At 35.6% G+C, this 17,205-nt stretch carries 13 protein-coding genes; 1 reads left to right on the top strand and 12 read right to left on the bottom strand.

Annotated elements, in window-relative coordinates:
- Nucleotides 1–148: 148 nt before the first annotated feature.
- From JHK62_RS01155 to JHK62_RS01120, 8 genes are all read right to left on the bottom strand, one after another.
- Entirely contained in the window at nucleotides 149–5,770 is a 5,622-nt protein-coding gene (locus JHK62_RS01155; protein ID WP_199574847.1) for a putative Ig domain-containing protein, read from the bottom strand.
- Between the two features lie 25 nt (nucleotides 5,771–5,795).
- Complete coding sequence (locus JHK62_RS01150; RefSeq protein WP_199574846.1) at nucleotides 5,796–6,233, bottom strand: hypothetical protein; 438 nt, start codon at nucleotides 6,231–6,233, stop codon at nucleotides 5,796–5,798.
- Nucleotides 6,234–6,246: 13 nt separating this feature from the next.
- Nucleotides 6,247–6,801 (bottom strand): DivIVA domain-containing protein, encoded by a 555-nt coding sequence (locus tag JHK62_RS01145; RefSeq protein ID WP_199574845.1) that lies wholly within the window; start codon nucleotides 6,799–6,801, stop codon nucleotides 6,247–6,249.
- 250 nt (nucleotides 6,802–7,051) lie between these two features.
- Nucleotides 7,052–8,002, bottom strand: a complete 951-nt coding sequence (locus tag JHK62_RS01140) for a 1,4-dihydroxy-2-naphthoate polyprenyltransferase (RefSeq protein ID WP_199574844.1) — start codon at nucleotides 8,000–8,002, stop codon at nucleotides 7,052–7,054.
- Entirely contained in the window at nucleotides 7,992–9,050 is a 1,059-nt protein-coding gene (locus tag JHK62_RS01135) for an FAD:protein FMN transferase (RefSeq protein WP_199574843.1), read from the bottom strand. Before JHK62_RS01135 ends, JHK62_RS01140 begins: the two co-directional genes overlap by 11 nt.
- A 95-nt stretch (nucleotides 9,051–9,145) precedes the next feature.
- Entirely contained in the window at nucleotides 9,146–9,673 is a 528-nt protein-coding gene (locus JHK62_RS01130) for an FMN-binding protein (protein ID WP_199574842.1), read from the bottom strand.
- A 92-nt stretch (nucleotides 9,674–9,765) separates the two neighbouring features.
- Nucleotides 9,766–10,767 (bottom strand): polyprenyl synthetase family protein, encoded by a 1,002-nt coding sequence (locus tag JHK62_RS01125; RefSeq protein ID WP_199574841.1) that lies wholly within the window; start codon nucleotides 10,765–10,767, stop codon nucleotides 9,766–9,768.
- Between the two features lie 98 nt (nucleotides 10,768–10,865).
- On the bottom strand, nucleotides 10,866–12,764 hold the full coding sequence (locus tag JHK62_RS01120) for an NAD(P)/FAD-dependent oxidoreductase (RefSeq protein WP_199574840.1): 1,899 nt from the start codon (nucleotides 12,762–12,764) through the stop codon (nucleotides 10,866–10,868).
- Between the two features lie 230 nt (nucleotides 12,765–12,994).
- On the opposite strand from JHK62_RS01120, the gene JHK62_RS01115 reads away from it, so the two are divergent.
- Nucleotides 12,995–13,516: a Gx transporter family protein gene (locus JHK62_RS01115; protein ID WP_199574839.1), complete on the top strand. Its 522-nt coding sequence runs from the start codon at nucleotides 12,995–12,997 to the stop codon at nucleotides 13,514–13,516.
- A 123-nt stretch (nucleotides 13,517–13,639) separates the two neighbouring features.
- Here JHK62_RS01115 and JHK62_RS01110 read toward each other — a convergent pair whose 3' ends face one another.
- The 4 genes from JHK62_RS01110 to JHK62_RS01095 form a co-directional block, all read right to left on the bottom strand.
- On the bottom strand, nucleotides 13,640–13,915 hold the full coding sequence (locus JHK62_RS01110) for a GNAT family N-acetyltransferase (protein ID WP_199567023.1): 276 nt from the start codon (nucleotides 13,913–13,915) through the stop codon (nucleotides 13,640–13,642).
- A gap of 15 nt (nucleotides 13,916–13,930) precedes the next feature.
- On the bottom strand, nucleotides 13,931–14,140 hold the full coding sequence (locus JHK62_RS01105) for a (4Fe-4S)-binding protein (protein ID WP_199574838.1): 210 nt from the start codon (nucleotides 14,138–14,140) through the stop codon (nucleotides 13,931–13,933).
- Nucleotides 14,141–14,408: 268 nt separating this feature from the next.
- On the bottom strand, nucleotides 14,409–15,950 hold the full coding sequence (locus JHK62_RS01100) for an ABC-F family ATP-binding cassette domain-containing protein (protein WP_199574837.1): 1,542 nt from the start codon (nucleotides 15,948–15,950) through the stop codon (nucleotides 14,409–14,411).
- An 85-nt stretch (nucleotides 15,951–16,035) separates the two neighbouring features.
- Nucleotides 16,036–17,202, bottom strand: coding sequence for a MalY/PatB family protein (locus JHK62_RS01095; RefSeq protein WP_199574836.1), 1,167 nt, complete (start codon nucleotides 17,200–17,202; stop codon nucleotides 16,036–16,038).
- Nucleotides 17,203–17,205 lie beyond the last annotated feature (3 nt).

Below are 17,205 nucleotides of genomic sequence, written 5' to 3'. Positions count from 1 at the left end.
CCATCTGAGAAGGTGATGACAGTATTACCTGAACCATCTTTTCTAACATCGGTGATACTTACTGAGTTACCGTCACGGCCATCACGGCCTGCTTGACCAGTTGCACCTTGAAGACCTTGTTCACCGCGATCTCCCTTATCACCTTTTTCTACAGTGACTTCTTTACCATCTGAGAAGGGGAGTTACCGTCACGGCCATCACGGCCTGCTTGACCAGTTGCACCTTGAAGACCTTGTTCACCGCGATCTCCCTTATCACCTTTTTCTACAGTGACTTCTTTACCATCTGAGAAGGTGATGACGGTATTACCTGAACCATCTTTTCTGACGTCAGTGATACTTACTGAGCTACCATCACGACCAGCTTGACCAGTTGCACCTTGTAGACCTTGTTCGCCACGCTCTCCCTTGTCACCTTTGTCTACAGTGACTTCTTTACCATCTGAGAAGGTGATGACAGTATTACCTGAACCATCTTTTCTGACGTCAGTGATACTTACTGAGCTACCATCACGACCAGCTTGACCGGTTGCACCTTGAAGACCTTGCTCACCTCGGTCTCCCTTGTCACCTTTGTCTACAGTCACTTCTTTACCATCTGAGAAGGTGATGACAGTATTGCCTGAACCATCTTTTCTGACGTCGGTGATACTTACTGAGCTACCGTCGCGTCCATCACGACCGGCTTGACCGGTTGCACCTTGAAGACCTTGTTCGCCGCGGTCTCCCTTGTCACCTTTGTCTACAGTGACTTCTTTACCATCTGAGAAGGTGATGACAGTATTGCCCGAACCATCTTTTCTAACATCGGTGATACTTACTGAGTTACCATCACGGCCTGCTTGACCGGTTGCACCTTGAAGACCTTGCTCACCTCGGTCTCCCTTGTCACCTTTGTCTACAGTCACTTCTTTACCATCTGAGAAGGTGATGACGGTATTGCCTGAACCGTCTTTTCTGACGTCGGTGATACTTACTGAGCTACCGTCACGACCGGCTTGACCGGTTGCACCTTGAAGACCTTGTTCGCCGCGATCTCCCTTGTCACCTTTGTCTACAGTCACTTCTTTACCATCTGAGAAGGTGATGACAGTATTACCTGAACCATCTTTTCTAACATCAGTGATACTTACTGAGTTACCGTCGCGTCCAGCTGTCCCTTGAAGACCTTTTTCGCCTCGGTCTCCTTTATCACCTTTATCCACAGTCACTTCTTTACCATCTGAGAAGGTGATGACGGTATTACCTGAACCATCTTTTCTGACGTCGGTGATGCTTACTGAGCTACCATCACGTCCATCACGACCGGCTTGACCGGTTGCGCCTTGAAGACCTTGCTCACCTCGGACTCCCTTGTCACCTTTGTCTACAGTGACTTCTTTACCATCTGAGAAGGTGATGACAGTATTACCTGAACCATCTTTTCTGACGTCGGTGATATTTACTGAGCTACCGTCACGTCCATCACGACCGGCTTGACCGGTTGCGCCTTGGAGACCTCGTTCGCCTCGATCTCCTTTATCACCTTTTTCTATCGTCACTTCTTTGCCATCTGAGAAGCTTATGACGGTATTACCTGAACCGTCTTTTCTAACCTCTGCTATGCTGACTGAGCTACCATCACGACCATCACGACCGGCTCTTCCTTGAAGGCCTCGTTCACCTCTAGGACCTCGTTCACCTCTTAATCCGCGCTCACCTGGAATACCTTGAAAACCTTGTTCACCACGTTTGCCTGGAGGGCCCTGAAAACCTCGTTCACCAGGTATTCCTTGAAGACCTCGTTCACCAGGTATTCCTTGAAAGCCTTGTTCACCACGTTTACCTGGAGGGCCTTGAAGACCTCGTTCACCTTGAAGACCTCGTTCACCTTGAAGACCTCGTTCACCTTGAGGTCCTTTTAGATTTCCTGTAAGTGACCATTGACTTCCCACCTTCTTATAAGTGTTTCCAGTTCTTGTATCAATATAGATATCACCTGCTTTTCCAAGTTGGCTTCTTGGTTCAGTAACACCAGAGTGAACAGAGTTACCGTCTTTACCTGAGGTAATATCAATAACATCAATACTTACTACTTTTTGAACTGATGATTTACCTGAATTTTTTGAAGCTTTTACAACAATATCATATTTACCAGTTTGAGTTGGTTCCCCAGAAATTGTTTTTTGAGAAGAGTTATAAGTCACTCCATCCGGTAAACTTGATTGTTCAACCTCAATTGTTGCGCCATCGGTAGCTTTTAATGTAATCGGGCGAATAGCATTTCCTAAAATAACAATTTGATTATCTTTGGAAACATCTAGGGATAACTCGTCACGAGTAACCGTAAGTGTTAGAATCCCTTCAGCACTTTCTCCACCTAAAGCATGTGGATTCATCGCTTTAAATCTTATCTTGTAAACGCCAGTTTGTTTTGGTTGCCCTGAAATAGTATTGGTATCTGGGTTATAGTTAAGGCCTAATCTCTCATCGAGATAAGAAGCAATATCTGATTCTGGGAAAGTAAGGCTGAGATATTGCCCTAAAAGACTTGCTTTTTGATTATGCTCAATCACAATATCTTTAATAGATTGTCCCAATGTTATTTCTTGATTATTATTTGTAATATTAATAGTTGCCGGTAAATTTGTAACGTTGATAAGAAGATTTTTTGTTTCACTAGGCTGATTAGCCATTTGATTAAAGGTTGCCGTTACAGGAATATTATAAGTACCAGCAACAGATGGAGTGCCACTAATAGTTTTTGTTTGTTGATTATATGTCACACCTGCTGGAAGTTTACTTGAATCTAAAGTGATAGTCGCTTTATCATCAGTACTTAAAATAATATCATCTAAAGGTGTTAATACCTGTTTTGTTTGATCATTATTAGCAATTTGCAACTGTGCTTCACGATTTCTCACTACAATAGTAACATCAGCTGTCGCTTTTCTACCACCGTAAATATTAGCAAATTCTGCACTGAAAGTTGCTGTAAAAGTCCCAACTTCTGTAGGAGTACCAGAAATAACGCGTCTAGTGCTGTCAAAAGTGACTCCTGTTGGTAATTTTCCTGATTGAACTGCTAATTTAGCGCCACTAGGTGCGTCAACAACCATGTCCTCAATAGCGTCTAAAACAGTTACTGTTTGACGTTGATTAGAAATTGCTAAGGAGATTGGAGCATTTGTAATACGTAAAGTAATGTTTGCTGTAGCTGATTGGTAGTTCCCAGCAGAAGTTCTTCGACTATATCTTGGTTGTATTGTATAGTTTCCGACAACCAATGGTGTACCTGTAATCCTACGACCATCTTCACTTATTGTTAGACCTTGTGGCAAGTTAAGACTACTAAATTCCTTAGTTGCATTAGCGGGTAAATTAATTTCAATAGGTTCGATTTCTGAACCTGCTACTAAATCTTTTGTAATAGGTGGGATTGTAAAACTACTTGGATTAACAGTAATAGTAATCGTTTTTGATAATTTCTTACCATTTCTACTTGCTGTAACAACTGCTTGATAACGTCCTTCATACTTTGGTGTTCCGGTAATCGTTTTTGTTTCAGGATGATAAACGACACCAAAAGGCAATGAATCTGTGTCAACGACTAATTCTTCACTTGAATTAGTGGTTATTGTCATCGTTGAAATTGCTTGATTTTCATAAACAGTTTGATCAGCATTAGTAATATTTAGACTTAATTGATTTTCTGGGTCGGCTTGGACTTCATAGGTGAAGCTAGTCTTGACACTTTTTACCTCATTATCTTTAGTGAGATAATTGATTTTTAAAAAGACTGTTTTTTGACCATTAGTTGCTTCTAAGGTTGTTCCTTTAACCGTTGAGCCATCTCCTCTTAGATTAACGTGGTTAGCATCACTTTCAACAATCTCAATACTTTCAATCTTCGAATTGTTTTTCATTGAGACGTTAATCGGAGTAATCTCTTGCCATTCTTTCCAAACTTGATGTTGGATAGGATTTGGGGCATCTACCACTTCAAACTTGAGTAGTCTAGTTGGCGCAGAATTCCCAAAGTGCCCATCAATAGCTTTAGTTTCAATGGTATAAGTGCCTGACTGTAAAAGGACACCAGCCTTTTTGGTAATTCTACCAGTTGCCGTGTTTATTTCAATACCTTCAGGCTTGTTAACAATCTCAATGCTTGCATTTTCTTTATTTAATCTAATAATCCCAACTTCTTGTTCATCAGATTCAGATGGTAAAACAGTTTGATTATTGATATCATATTGTTTATTTGGTTCCAACTTAACATCAGCATGAGTGATAATTAGAGAAGAAACTTCATCATAACCTGGTTTAATCTCATTAATAACTGTTTGAGATTGTTCATAAGTTAAAATTTCTAGATGATGTTTTTTTTCTCTTCCAATACTATCAACAACTTTAAAATCTGCAAAATAACGACCTGCTGTTGCTGGAAGATTGGTAAATTGAAGGCGGTATGTTGGAAAATTCCTATTATCTACCGAGCGATTTCTATCCAATGTTGTATTAAGTAGTGTTGGTGTTTTATCAATAAAAAACTTGGTTTCAATTCCTGGACTGGCATCAACCTGTTCTACACTTTTAATAGTCACTAATTGTTTAGCGCCATCTTGACTATTATCAAGACTCATTAAATAAATATTATTTGTGTATTGTTTGCTATCTGACGTTGCATCTTCAATGGTTTGAGGGTAAATATGTGAGTCATAATTTTCCTCTCTAGTTTTATCTAGCAAATAACCAAACGGAGTTACTGGCATTGTAACCATAATGTTACCATCTTGAAGAGGAAAAATAACAGTACTTGACGTCTCCTTTGCATTTGTATCTGACGATACAAAAGGATAAATTGTATGTTTAGGGGCAGTCATGATATCATCAAAATCAGATTTGTTTTTACTTCTTTGCTCATCAAGTCTAGTATATATAGTGATAAAACCATATTCATTGATATTTTCTTTGCCATAAATATTTAAAGTGGCCGTCACCTTAGTATTTTGAGGGTCAGTTTTTGACTGCAATCCAATCAAATATTCCTTCAATGGAAAGTTATCAGAAAGAACAATTGTTCCTTTGATATACCCAGAATTCTTATCATACACCAAATTTAAAGCTCGAGCATCTGGAGTCAACTCGACTTCTTCTGGTGTGATTCTTGTTAAACCAACCTTGTAGGAAATATCTACTGTTTGTCCTTCTCTAACAATACTATAGTTAATATTAGCGCGATTACCATCACCAAAGTACCTTTCAAGAGTCATGTAAGGTTTAGAGTTATCTACTGATCGAAAAGCTGCATAAGGGGCATCAACTGCTTTTCTAAAACCACTCTGAGAAGTTTTTGTAAGATTTTCTTCTTCAAGTAACAGAACAGAATCTTTTTCATTGGCTACTTCTTCTGGCGTTTCAATACTAGATGATGGAATAATAACTTCTGCTGATTCGTGTGTCTCTTGACTGTTTATAGTATCTAATGTTTCAGTTGATGGTGTATTATGTTCTTCTAAAATGCTATACTCTTCAATTGGATCTGTCGTCACAATAGGTTGTGTTTTCGCTTCTTTGTTCTCATCGAATTCTTGAGTAAAATCTTGAGATGGTTGAGAGACTTCAACCACAGTAGGTTCAGAAACTACTTGAACAGTTGTTTCATTGGCACTGACTGTTTGAGCAGTTAATCCCATTAACATAGCAGTTCCAATCAATGCAGAAGTTGTTCCATAAGCTTTATATTTTCTAATAGAGTAAAATTCTTTTTTGTTAAATAGATTTGTTTTCATTTTTCTCCCTCATTATAAAATCTAATTATTTAAACACACTGCGACTTCCAAAGCGTTCTTCAAACATCACTAAAACTTTTCTGATTAAACTAGGTGCTTGGATTATCGTATTAAAAAAATCTTCTAATTCAGTTGTAACATCTCGGATATGTCTCATGTAGACATAGCCATTATCCTCTAGACAAAAATAGTAATAAATACCTAACTGACGATTCAAGTTGTTAATAAATTCTAACCACTCCAAACGGGAGTCTTTATCAGAGCAATAAGCAATATTTTGATAGATTATTTGACCAATACCTTTTGATTGGCCTTTTGTAATTGATATTCCAAAATCAATCAAGTGCTTTTCACTAACTGAAAACTTTCCTTTATAGTGCCACTCAGAAGGTTTTTCAACAATTTTTAAAAAAAACTGTTTTTTGGCAAGTGTTCTTTGAAAACTTTCATTCACTTTATCCATTCAGTTCTCCTTTTTAATCTGTATGAAACGTATAGACAGGTATCTCTTCAACTTCTGCCTCTTTTTGATATTCTTTATCATCAGGCAATTCAAGTTTAATCTGTTCAAAACGATCTTCAATTTGAATAAATTTTGCATCTAACTGTTCACCAAAGACATCAATATCATCAAGTTGATTAAGATAGAAATTAACCTTTTCTCTGATTTCTTCTTTCATTTTAAGTTCCAGGTCAACAATTTCACGTTTTATTGCCACTATCTCATTGAAGTTTTTTTCAAAATTATTAAAGATTCGACTTGAATTCTTCTTGGCTTCCTCCTTTTTATTGCTTGCATATACTTCTGCTTCATTGATAATCTCTTCAGCAATATTTTTGGCATCCATTAAGGATTTCTGAATATCATTTTCTTTCTCTTTCATTTGAGAAAGGGCATCAGATAATTCATTGATATTTTTTTCTTGATCTACAATCATATTTTTTAATCGTTGATTGTCTTCAGTCAATTTGTTAATTATTTGATCAACATCTGCTTTATTGTAACCAAATAATTGTTTTTTAAAAAACATGTTTCTCCCTTCTAAAGCTACCCAGAAAAAAAAGAGCTTCCACACTATTTCTCAGATTATGAAAGTTACTTTTTTTTCATATAATATCTATTATTATTATATATATTATTATATTGATTTATCGCATATTGTCAATGAATTTGCACCATATTTAGACTTTTTTATTTTGCTAAAATCTTACATATAAATTTTTATTTATGAATTATTTATGAGAAGAAAATAAAAAACCTTAGATGAGGTCATCTAAGGTTTAAAATAGTATTCCTAGTAATAACGTTAAGACATATAATCCTGAAAAAAGCACAAAACTTTTAATCGCTTCAATAAATGTTTTTGATTTGATTTGCTCTTTTCTAAATCGTTTAAGACTCTTCCAATTAAGTGGAAAGAACAGATAAATCACTAAACCATACCAGGGAACGAATTGACCGAGTATAAATACCAGCCAAACAAACCAAGGAAAAAGATTAAGCACGGTATATAATGTGACAGCATTATTTTTACCAATATAATGGACAAGGGTAAAGCGCTTATTTTTAATGTCTTGTTCGTAATCAGAAAGATTATTGGCCAACATGATATTAGCAATCAGTGTTACCAATGGAAGACTCATCAAAAAGACAAGTGCTATTTCACCAATATGCCAAGAAATAGTGAGACTTGACCAATCAATTTGAGTGCTCAACATTCTCTTGGGAAGTTGAATATAAAGTGCCAGAAAAAAAATACCAAAGCCCATCGTAACGCCAGAAAAAATTTCTCCAAGAGGCAGTCTTGATAGTGGTTTAGGGCCATAAGTGTAAAAAATTCCGATCAAAAAGCAGATGATACCCATAGGTAAAAGCATGATATCCGTCAAAAAAACCAGAACGATAGAAAAGACTATAGAAATGCCCAGTAATAAAAAGATAATCTTAACCATCTGTTTGAGATTTAATTGATATTTACCAATCACATTTTCTTCTACTTTGTAAGATGCGTCAATAGCCTTATGAAAATCTACCGTATTATTGATAGCTGTTGTACACATATCAAAACTAATAACAGCTATGATAAAAATGATACTATTTAACACGTTAAATGTATGGTGGTAGTATTGTGACCATAAAAAACCAATCGTCATCGGAAAAACACTGGCAACCTTTGTTCTTAACTCTACAAATTCTATAAAAGAAGCTAACGATAAATTTTTATTTTGCAATGTAATAATCTCCATGTGTTAGTTCAAATGATTCCCTAAGACCATCACTAAGATGAATTCCGTGGTCTTTATCAATAAAAACAGCTTCGACACCATCTGTTTGATTGACCAATTCTAATCCTTTATCAATCCCAAGTAAAAATAATGACGTTGATAGACCGTCTCCTTGAGTAGATGTCTTTGTAAAAACAGTGACTCCTGAAATTTGATTTTCAATAGGATAACCCGTTTTAGGATCAAGAATATGATGGTACCTCTTACCATTTTCTTCTAGATAACGCTCATAAATACCTGAAGTAACAATGGATGAATCCTCCTGATAGACAGATCCTACAGTGACACCTCTTGCCTTGTCTGGATCTTGAATACCAACTTTCCATCCTTTAGCGTTATTAGGGGAAGTTCCCATAACAACAACGTTACCTCCTAGATTAATAATAGCCGTTGTAACACCTTTACTAGCTAAAAATTCTTTGACACGGTCTGCGATATATCCTTTTGAAATCCCACCTAGTTCAAGTGTCATTCCTTCTTTGATTTGAACAGTTTTATCAGAGTCGTTTAAAACAATATCATGATAATTAATCATCGGTAAAGCTTGTTTGATTTCCTCATCACTTGGAACACGCGCATTTTCAGAACCGATTTGCCATAAATTGGTAACTGCTCCAATACTAACATCAAACTTACCTTCACTTTCTTTTGACATCTCTAGCGCTTGTTTGATTAACTCAAAAGTACGGTCATCAACCTTGGTTGGCTCACCCTTAGCATGATTAATACGATAAACATCTGAACCTTCTTCGTTAGTTGAAAGAAGTCTTTCCATTTCTTTAATATAATCAATTGCTTCATCAAGTACCTTTTTTTGATTATCATGATAGATGCTTATTTGCACTACTGTATGAAGTAGTGGTTCATTTCTCTCAGTAGGTGTTTTAACAATTGGCAAATTTGTTGCTGTTGTTTCATCCTTACTAGTCGTTTTAGCACAGCCAATCAATAATATTGGTAATACTAGTATTAATAAAAAATACTTTAATTTCATAGACTCATCTCTTTACTTTATGTGATAGTTAAATAGAAATAAGGAGCGAGATTTTTCTCTACTCCTCATTCTAAGTTATTTTTCAATCTAAGATATTATTTACCTAAGTCAATTGAAACAGTTTCTGTATTTCCTTCGCTTGCTGCTTTTAACAATGCTTCAGTACTCTTCACGAAGTTTTCAGAAGTATGTGTTGCACCAGAAACAACTTCAACTTCAGCCATTTGGCCATCAACTAATTCTTGATTTAATTTGTCAATAGCTTCTTTAGAAGAAGTACCTGATTTTTCTTTCATGTTTTTGTTGTATTCTTCGTTTTCACTTTTTCTCATGTTGCCGTCTTTGCTGTAGTAATCAAAGTCAGACTCAGTGATTTTTCCATCTTTTACAACAATAGTGTGCATCACTTTGTAATCATGTTCATCAAAATCTGATTCAGCAGTGTATGTACCATCTTGAAGATCCATCATCATTTCTTTTTGTGAATCATCTTTTTTCTCCATTGTTGTTGTAGTAGTTTCCTTAGCGTCAGATTTTGTGTCGCTTGAGTTGTTGCTACATGCAACAAGAAGAGTTGCAGCACCTAAAAGTGCAAGAGATTTTAATAATGTACCTTTTTTCATTTTAAGGGCTCCTTTTTATTTTTTTCAACTATATCATATAATATTTTTTTAAAAAAATCTAGTCTTTTTTGTGTTTTTCTTAACATTCCTTGTTAGAGAGATGTCGTGAACAATTTTTTGATTAAAGAAACTATTTCAGTCATTTTTTCTTCAGGTAATAACAGAGCCAATTGTTTAATTGATTTGGCGATATAACGATTGATTAACTGCTCTGTTGCTAAAAAACCGCCTGTTTTCTCAATAAGATTTTGAAGATAAATGAGGTCTTCTTGAGACCAGTTTTCCCTTTTTTTCTTGGAAAGAAAGTCTTGAATCTGTTTATTCTCAGACTTAGCAATAATAAGTGGGTAGGTGTAAATACCATTTTGAACATCTTGCAGTTGAGGTTTCCCAGAACTTTCTTGAGGTTTCTTAAAATCAATCAAATCATCCGTTAGCTGAAAAGCCATACCAATAGATTGACCAACATTAAAAGCAAGGTTAAGTTCTTTAACACTTCGATGAGGAGTTAAAACACCCATTTTTGTTGCCATACCAAAAAGAAAGGCTGTCTTTCCACGAATTTGCTTAAGATAGGCTTTTGCTGAAATATCTTCATTAAAACTATTCATTAGTTGTGATAATTCACCAGATAAGACTCTTTCAATGATACGGTAATTGTTTTTTGAATAATGTAAGTCCTTACTTCCTTTTAGAATATCTTCAAATCCCTTAAGTGCTAGTTTTGAGGCATAAGATAGAAGATAATCACCAGCATAGATGGCAATTTTATTGGAAAAAGTTTGGTGTAGGGTCTCAATCCCTCTTCTCGTTCCAGCTTGATCAATGACGTCATCGTGTATTAGTGTCGCAAGATGTAATATTTCAACAGAGGCTGCCAAATAAAGTTTCCCTATTTTGATTTTACCATCAGTTGCTTTTGCTAGCATCACTAAAAGACCTGCTCTGACATACTTACCAGAAGCATTAATATAATCTGTTATTTTTTGTTTCACTTCAGGATGAATCACTGAGATATTACTTAACATAATCTCTTTAACGTCTTCCAAAGCGTCATTGATATCAGGATAATTTTCCCACAATGTATGTATCATTTTATTCACCAGCTCTACTATAAATAAAAGCACCCATGATAAGTCATTTTATTAAGAATTACCGATGGGCGTTTTATTTTTAATTTTCTTAAGAATGATTATTTTTTATCAAAACCATAAATATGGTTGACTTTACCATAAATCAGTCGATCTAATCGTTTACCAATCCAAGGCATAATCCAGTAGTCAAGACCAAAGGCACGTCCTGCACCAGCCATTAAGGCAATCGCTGTTGGCACAAACCACATGTTAACCCAGAAGAACATTCCTGAAAGAGAAAACATTGCTACAAGACCAACTGTCAAAGCACTCACCAACCAGACAAAAGCGCCACCAATTAAGGCTAAACCGATACCAATTTCAAGTAAGGTCATCATTTTTTGCATGAAAAGAGCAACATCTTGATTTGGCATCATAAACTTCATAATTGAAGCAAACCAATCTGGCATCCCTTTTAAGACTTGCATTGGTTCTTCACCGTAAGTATAGTTTAAACTAAAGACTTGCTCTGCTGCTTGGGCACCCGCATCTGCTGCTTGAGAAGCACTTGTTGTAGCATCTGCAGCTTCAGAAGCTCCTGAAACGGCTTCTTGTAACCAAGGGAATGGAAAAACAACATCATTTCCAAACCATGAGGTTGTTCCAAAAAGACCAAAGGCTTTTTTAATACCTTCATAAAGCCAAACAGACCCATAAAACACACGAAGTGGAACAAGCCAAAGGTTATTTCCTTTACTTGATAGATGACCACCAAAGATATTACGTTTGTGTTTAATGTCAAAGAACTCGTGGCGGATGTAAGCACCTATGTTGTAAAAACTTCTAATGGTAAGGAAATAAATAAGGTTGACAATGTGTTTCATTAACATCGCAAAGAAACCAGTCATATGGTATTTATTCATGATGTATGCAACACCATACCTAGAACCAATAGAAACCATGAAACCATCATATTTTCCTTTAAAGGCATGCTTTTGACCACCAGTAATCTCAGCAATAATGTTTTGGGCTGCAGTATGACCTGTTTGTTCAGCTGCTTGAACGATTTGTGGGGTTGGTGCATTGCCATTATTAGGATCTTCGTAATAAACTAAGTCACCAGCGACATAAACACCTGGCTTGTCCTTAGCTTCCATATACTCATTAGCTACTAATCTACCTGCACGAGCTTGTTCCATACCGTAATCTTTGGTATCGGTATTAGCTTTAATACCTGATGTCCAAATAGAAGTATGTGTTGGAATCGAACGTCCAGAAGAAAGCACAAGACTTTCTTTATTGATTTCAGTAACAGCATCATTTAAAAGCACTTCTACCTTTTTCTTATTAAGGTATTTAATGGTTTTTTCTTGTTCTTTTTTAGTCACCATTTGAAGAACGGTTGGCGTTGCTTCAACCAGTTTTAATGAAAATTCATTAGGGTCTAATTTGAATTGGTTAGCAATAATTGGTACCCAATCAATCAACTCCCCAATCATTTCAACACCGGTAAAACCAGCACCAATAACAGTAAATGTTAAGAGGGCTTTTCTTTTTTCAACGTCATGTTCTCTCATGGCACGGTATGCACAATCAATCATATGATCATGCAAACGTTCAGCTGCCTCAATTGACCAGAGCGTAAAACCATTTTCTTTAACATCTGGAACACCAAAGTCATTAGCTTCTGCACCCATTGCTAAAATAAGATAATCAAATGATAATGTTGTATGTTCAGCAAATACCTTCTTTTGATCATAGTCAACAGAAAGCACCTTATCTGTTACAAGTGTTACTTTTGGATACTTACTAAAAATGCGTTGTAAGTCATATTTAATCGCTTCAGGCTCAATACGCCCTGCTGCAACCTCATGCAATTCCGTCATGTAAGTATGGAAAGAATTTTTATCGATGAGTGTAATCGTTACCTCATCATTTTTCTTAAATGTTTTTGCCAAAGTTTGAGCTGCCGAAATACCAGCATAGCCAGCACCAATGATAACAATATCTTTAGTCAAAATACTTCTCCTTTACTGATTTAATCTCAATTTATTATACTATGTTTTGAAACCATAGACAAGATAAACAAACTATTTTTTAACTATAAAAATAAGCTACGTTTTTTGATGGTTAAAAAGTAATTATCCTTATCAAAATTCCCAGTAACAAAAAATATAAAAAATACTTGTCATGCCTTTTAAAAAACTGTATGATGAGGATATAACTCTAATAATGGTGACAAAAAATAATGACTTCAAAATACTACAAACTGATTTTTATTACAATGCTTGCCTCTCAAGCAGTTGTTATTTCATTGGTTGAACGATTAATTCCAACTCCTTTTGCCTTCGCACCAGGAGCAAAATTGGGGCTTGGAAATCTAGTGACAATTATTGCCCTTTTTAATCTTTCAACAAAAGATAGTGCAAAAGTGATTGGTCTGAGATTATTTATCACTACTTTTTTAAGTGGGACATTTTCAACTTTTTTGTATAGTACTGCTGGTAGTGTACTTAGTTTTATAGCCATGATTTTTGCAAAACAATTAGGTCCAAAACGTGTTAGTGTCATTGGCATCTCTATTTTTGGCGGTGTCATTCATAATATTGGTCAATTACTTGTTTTTTCTTTTATCGCCCAATCATTTGTTGTCTTAAACTATCTCCCTATTTTGTCATTTAGTGGTATTTTATCAGGATTACTTGTTGGCCTTTCAGGCAACTATATTTTATCCAAAGTTCCTCATTTTAAACAACTGAGCAATTATTAAAGCAATTTAGAATTGCTGATTAATTTTAAAATTGATTAGCGTGTTGTTTATTTGATTTCAAAAAATTTAATCTATCAAAAAAAGAGTTCACATGAACTCTTTTTATAGTCTAAACAAATAATATTAAGCTTTGACATCTGCGTATTCAGCTCTTAGTTCAAACTCTCTTTTTGCAAAAGGGCATAACGGAATAATTTTAATACCTTGTTGTCTAGCTTGGTCAACAATTTCTGCCACTAATTTCTTGGCAATCCCTTGACCACCATAATTCTCATCCACAAATGTGTGGTTAATCACCCATTTTCTATTGGTTAAAAAATAAGTACACTCACCAATTTCTTTTTCACCATCATAAGCAGCTGAACGATCATTTTCTTCTTCATAACGAATAGTTATCATATTTTTTAACTCTCCTTATTTTCTCTTATAGCTTAAGGCGCGTGATGGGCAACGATCAATAACTTCCATAATATGTTCTGTGCTATCTTGACTTGGGTCAATCCATGGTCTTCTTTTAACATCAAACACTTTTGGAGATCCTTTAACGCATTCTGCTGCGTGCTCACACATTTCTGGACGCCAGTAGATAATTAAATCATCTTTTTCATAAGTTTTTTCAATCATTTTTTCTCCTCTAATTCATTCATAGAACTTTAGCAACTCTTCTCTATTAGATGTATAGAGAAAATCCATTATAACACTACTATTTACTTAATGAAGTAACCACCTTCTTATTCTAAATTGTAATCATTATTATTTTATACCTTATTTTTTAATTTGTAAACGATTTAATTCGTAGTCGTTTGATAAGTCATTTAACTAAAATAAGAGTAAACAAGTTTATTGTCATCTTGCTTACTCTTATTTTTAATTTCTATAATAATACTAACGATTATGAAGTTAAATGATTAAAATCCCAGACATCATTAACCCATCCCTCATAAAATTCAGGTTCATGACAAACCATTAAAATTGAACCGGGATAGGCTTTTAAAGCACGTTTTAATTCTTCTTTTGCATCAACGTCAAGATGATTGGTTGGCTCATCTAAAACCAACACATTATTTTCACGATTCATGAGCAGACAAAAACGCACTTTAGCTTGTTCACCACCAGAGAGAACTTGAATTTGACTCTCTATATGTTTTGACGTTAAGCCACAACGCGCAAGAGCAGCACGCACTTCAGCCTGATTTAAAGAGGGGAAAGCATCCCAAACGGCTTCTAAAGGTGTTTGTTTACTACTTTTAACTTCTTGTTCAAAGTAGCCTAGTTCAATATAATCACCACGTTCTACTTGGCCAGTAATTGGGGGAATAATGCCTAATAAACTCTTTAGAAGGGTTGTTTTCCCAATACCGTTAGCGCCGATGATGGCAATTTTTTGATTACGTTCAAAGCTTAATTGCAAGGGTTTGGTTAAGGGACGATCATAGCCAATTTCTAAATCTTTGGCTTGGAAAATAAAGCGTCCTGGCGTTCTAGCCATTTTAAACTCGAAAGATGGTTTTGGCTTCTCAGACTGAAGCTCAATTTTTTCCATTTTATCTAGTTTTTTCTGACGTGACATAGCCATATTACGAGTGGCAACACGCGCTTTATTACGATTGACAAAATCTTGCAAATCAGCAATTTCTTTTTGTTGACGTTCATAGGCAGCTTCTAGTTGTGCTTTTTTCATGGCATAAACTTCTTTAAACTGCTCATAGTCACCAGTATATCTGACCAAGTCCTGATTTTCAACATGATAAACAATATTGATCACATCGTTTAAAAAAGGAATATCATGAGAAATCAAAACAAAGGCATTTTCATAGTTTTGCAGGTAACGTTTTAGCCAGTCAATGTGTTCAGCATCCAAATAATTGGTAGGCTCATCAAGTAGTAAGATATCTGGTTTTTCAAGCAAGAGTTTCGCCAGTAGTATTTTTGTCCTTTGGCCACCAGATAATTCTGTAACATCAGTATCCATGCCATAAGCCATGACGCCAAGGGCTCTTGCCACCTCATCAATTTTAGCATCTAGTGTATAGAAATCACGACTTTCTAAACGGTCTTGTAATTCCCCAACTTCTTCCATCAAAAGGTCTATGTCAGCACCTTCTTCTGCCATGCTAAGATAAATATCATTAATTCTAGCTTCTGTCTTAAACAAGTCATCAAAAGCGGTTCGCAAGACATCACGGACAGTTTGTCCTTTTTCTAATACAGCGTGCTGATCCAGATAACCTGCCGTCACATACTTAGACCACTCAATTTTTCCTTCATCAGGCTGCAAACGGTTGGTGACAATACTCATAAAGGTTGACTTCCCTTCACCATTTGCTCCAACAAGGCCAATATGTTCACCTTTTAATAGACGAAAAGAGACATTTTCAAAAATGGCACGATCACCAAAGCCATGACTCAAATTTTTAACTTCTAAAATACTCATTTTATTTCCTTTTCATTACCATTCTTAATACTAACTGCTATTATAACAAAAAAATACTCCCTTCACTAGGGAGTATTCAGTCATTTTAAAGGTTTTCAAGACTAGTTGCTATGCGCTTGACTATTTCTTGCAAAAGTTTCTTTGAAGTCGCAACATTTAAACGCGCGTGACTCTTACCCATCTGACCATAGGCTAAGCCTTCATTTAAAATAACCTTAGCTTCATCTTTTAAAATCCTATAAAGGTCTTTTTCACTTAATGAATAGTTAGAAAAATCAATCCAAAGAAGATAGGTTCCTTGAGAAGGCATGACCTTAATTTTAGGCGCGTGTTTGGCAAAATAATCGATCACATCAGTGATATTTTCTTCCAAGGTTGATCTTAAAGCAACTAGCCAATCCTTACCGTCTCTATAAACCGTTTCAGTTACTTCATAGGCAATAGTTGAAATGGACTGATGGTTGGCTAATATTTTTTCTTGAAAAGCTTTTCGCAAGGTTCTATTTTCAATAATAGCAAAAGCTATTTTAAAAGCTGCCATATTGAAGGTTTTAGAAGGACTAGAAAGAATAATCGAAAATTCTTTAAAGCTATCATCAACAGTATTAAAAGAATGGTGCTTATGACCAAACAAGGTTAAATCTTGATGAATTTCATCTGAAACAACTAGAACACCATGTTTTTGACAAATCTTGCCAATGCTTAACAGAGTTTCTTTGTCCCAAACCCGTCCTCCAGGATTATGAGGATTACATAAGACAAAGAGTTTTACCTGATGAGCTATAATATCTGCTTCAAATTGCTTAAAATCAAAAACAAATTGCCCCTCTTTTTCCACCAAAGTATTTGTCACTAGCTGGCGTTTATTATGAGTGATAATATTTCTAAAGGCTGGATACACTGGGTCATTGATAAGAATTGCATCACCTTCTTGAGTAAAGACTTGCAGAGCTGTTGCGATACCTGAGAGGACATCATTGAGAAAAAGAAGAGATGAACGACTAAAAGTATAGTTGTGCTCATCTTTCTCCCAAGACATTACAGTATCAGTTAAGGTTTGATTAGGATAGCCATAACCGTAAAAATCTTTTTCAGAATAGGTTTTTATTGCCTCTCTCAGACCTGGAAAAACCTTAAAATCCATATCAGCAACCCAAGCAGGAATAATCTCTTGATTCTTCTCAGCTAACTGCCATTTAATGGAGTTTTGACCGATTCTTTTAGCATTTTCATTAAAATCAAAGGGTACCATAAT

This window comes from Streptococcus pacificus, assembly GCF_016481305.1.
Taxonomy (GTDB): domain Bacteria; phylum Bacillota; class Bacilli; order Lactobacillales; family Streptococcaceae; genus Streptococcus; species Streptococcus pacificus.
Note: the sequence above shows the minus strand (reverse complement) of the source record. Positions and strands in the feature narration are given on the sequence as shown.

What these genes read in the sequence shown, in the direction of transcription:
- JHK62_RS01155 (WP_199574847.1), bottom strand. Translation starts at nt 5,770, where the DNA reads ATGAAAACAAATCTATTTAACAAAAAAGAATTTTACTCTATTAGAAAA.
- JHK62_RS01150 (WP_199574846.1), bottom strand. Translation starts at nt 6,233, where the DNA reads ATGGATAAAGTGAATGAAAGTTTTCAAAGAACACTTGCCAAAAAACAG.
- JHK62_RS01145 (WP_199574845.1), bottom strand. Translation starts at nt 6,801, where the DNA reads ATGTTTTTTAAAAAACAATTATTTGGTTACAATAAAGCAGATGTTGAT.
- JHK62_RS01135 (WP_199574843.1), bottom strand. Translation starts at nt 9,050, where the DNA reads ATGAAATTAAAGTATTTTTTATTAATACTAGTATTACCAATATTATTG.
- JHK62_RS01130 (WP_199574842.1), bottom strand. Translation starts at nt 9,673, where the DNA reads ATGAAAAAAGGTACATTATTAAAATCTCTTGCACTTTTAGGTGCTGCA.
- JHK62_RS01125 (WP_199574841.1), bottom strand. Translation starts at nt 10,767, where the DNA reads ATGATACATACATTGTGGGAAAATTATCCTGATATCAATGACGCTTTG.
- JHK62_RS01115 (WP_199574839.1), top strand. Translation starts at nt 12,995, where the DNA reads ATGACTTCAAAATACTACAAACTGATTTTTATTACAATGCTTGCCTCT.
- JHK62_RS01110 (WP_199567023.1), bottom strand. Translation starts at nt 13,915, where the DNA reads ATGATAACTATTCGTTATGAAGAAGAAAATGATCGTTCAGCTGCTTAT.
- JHK62_RS01105 (WP_199574838.1), bottom strand. Translation starts at nt 14,140, where the DNA reads ATGATTGAAAAAACTTATGAAAAAGATGATTTAATTATCTACTGGCGT.
- JHK62_RS01100 (WP_199574837.1), bottom strand. Translation starts at nt 15,950, where the DNA reads ATGAGTATTTTAGAAGTTAAAAATTTGAGTCATGGCTTTGGTGATCGT.
- JHK62_RS01095 (WP_199574836.1), bottom strand. Translation starts at nt 17,202, where the DNA reads ATGGTACCCTTTGATTTTAATGAAAATGCTAAAAGAATCGGTCAAAAC.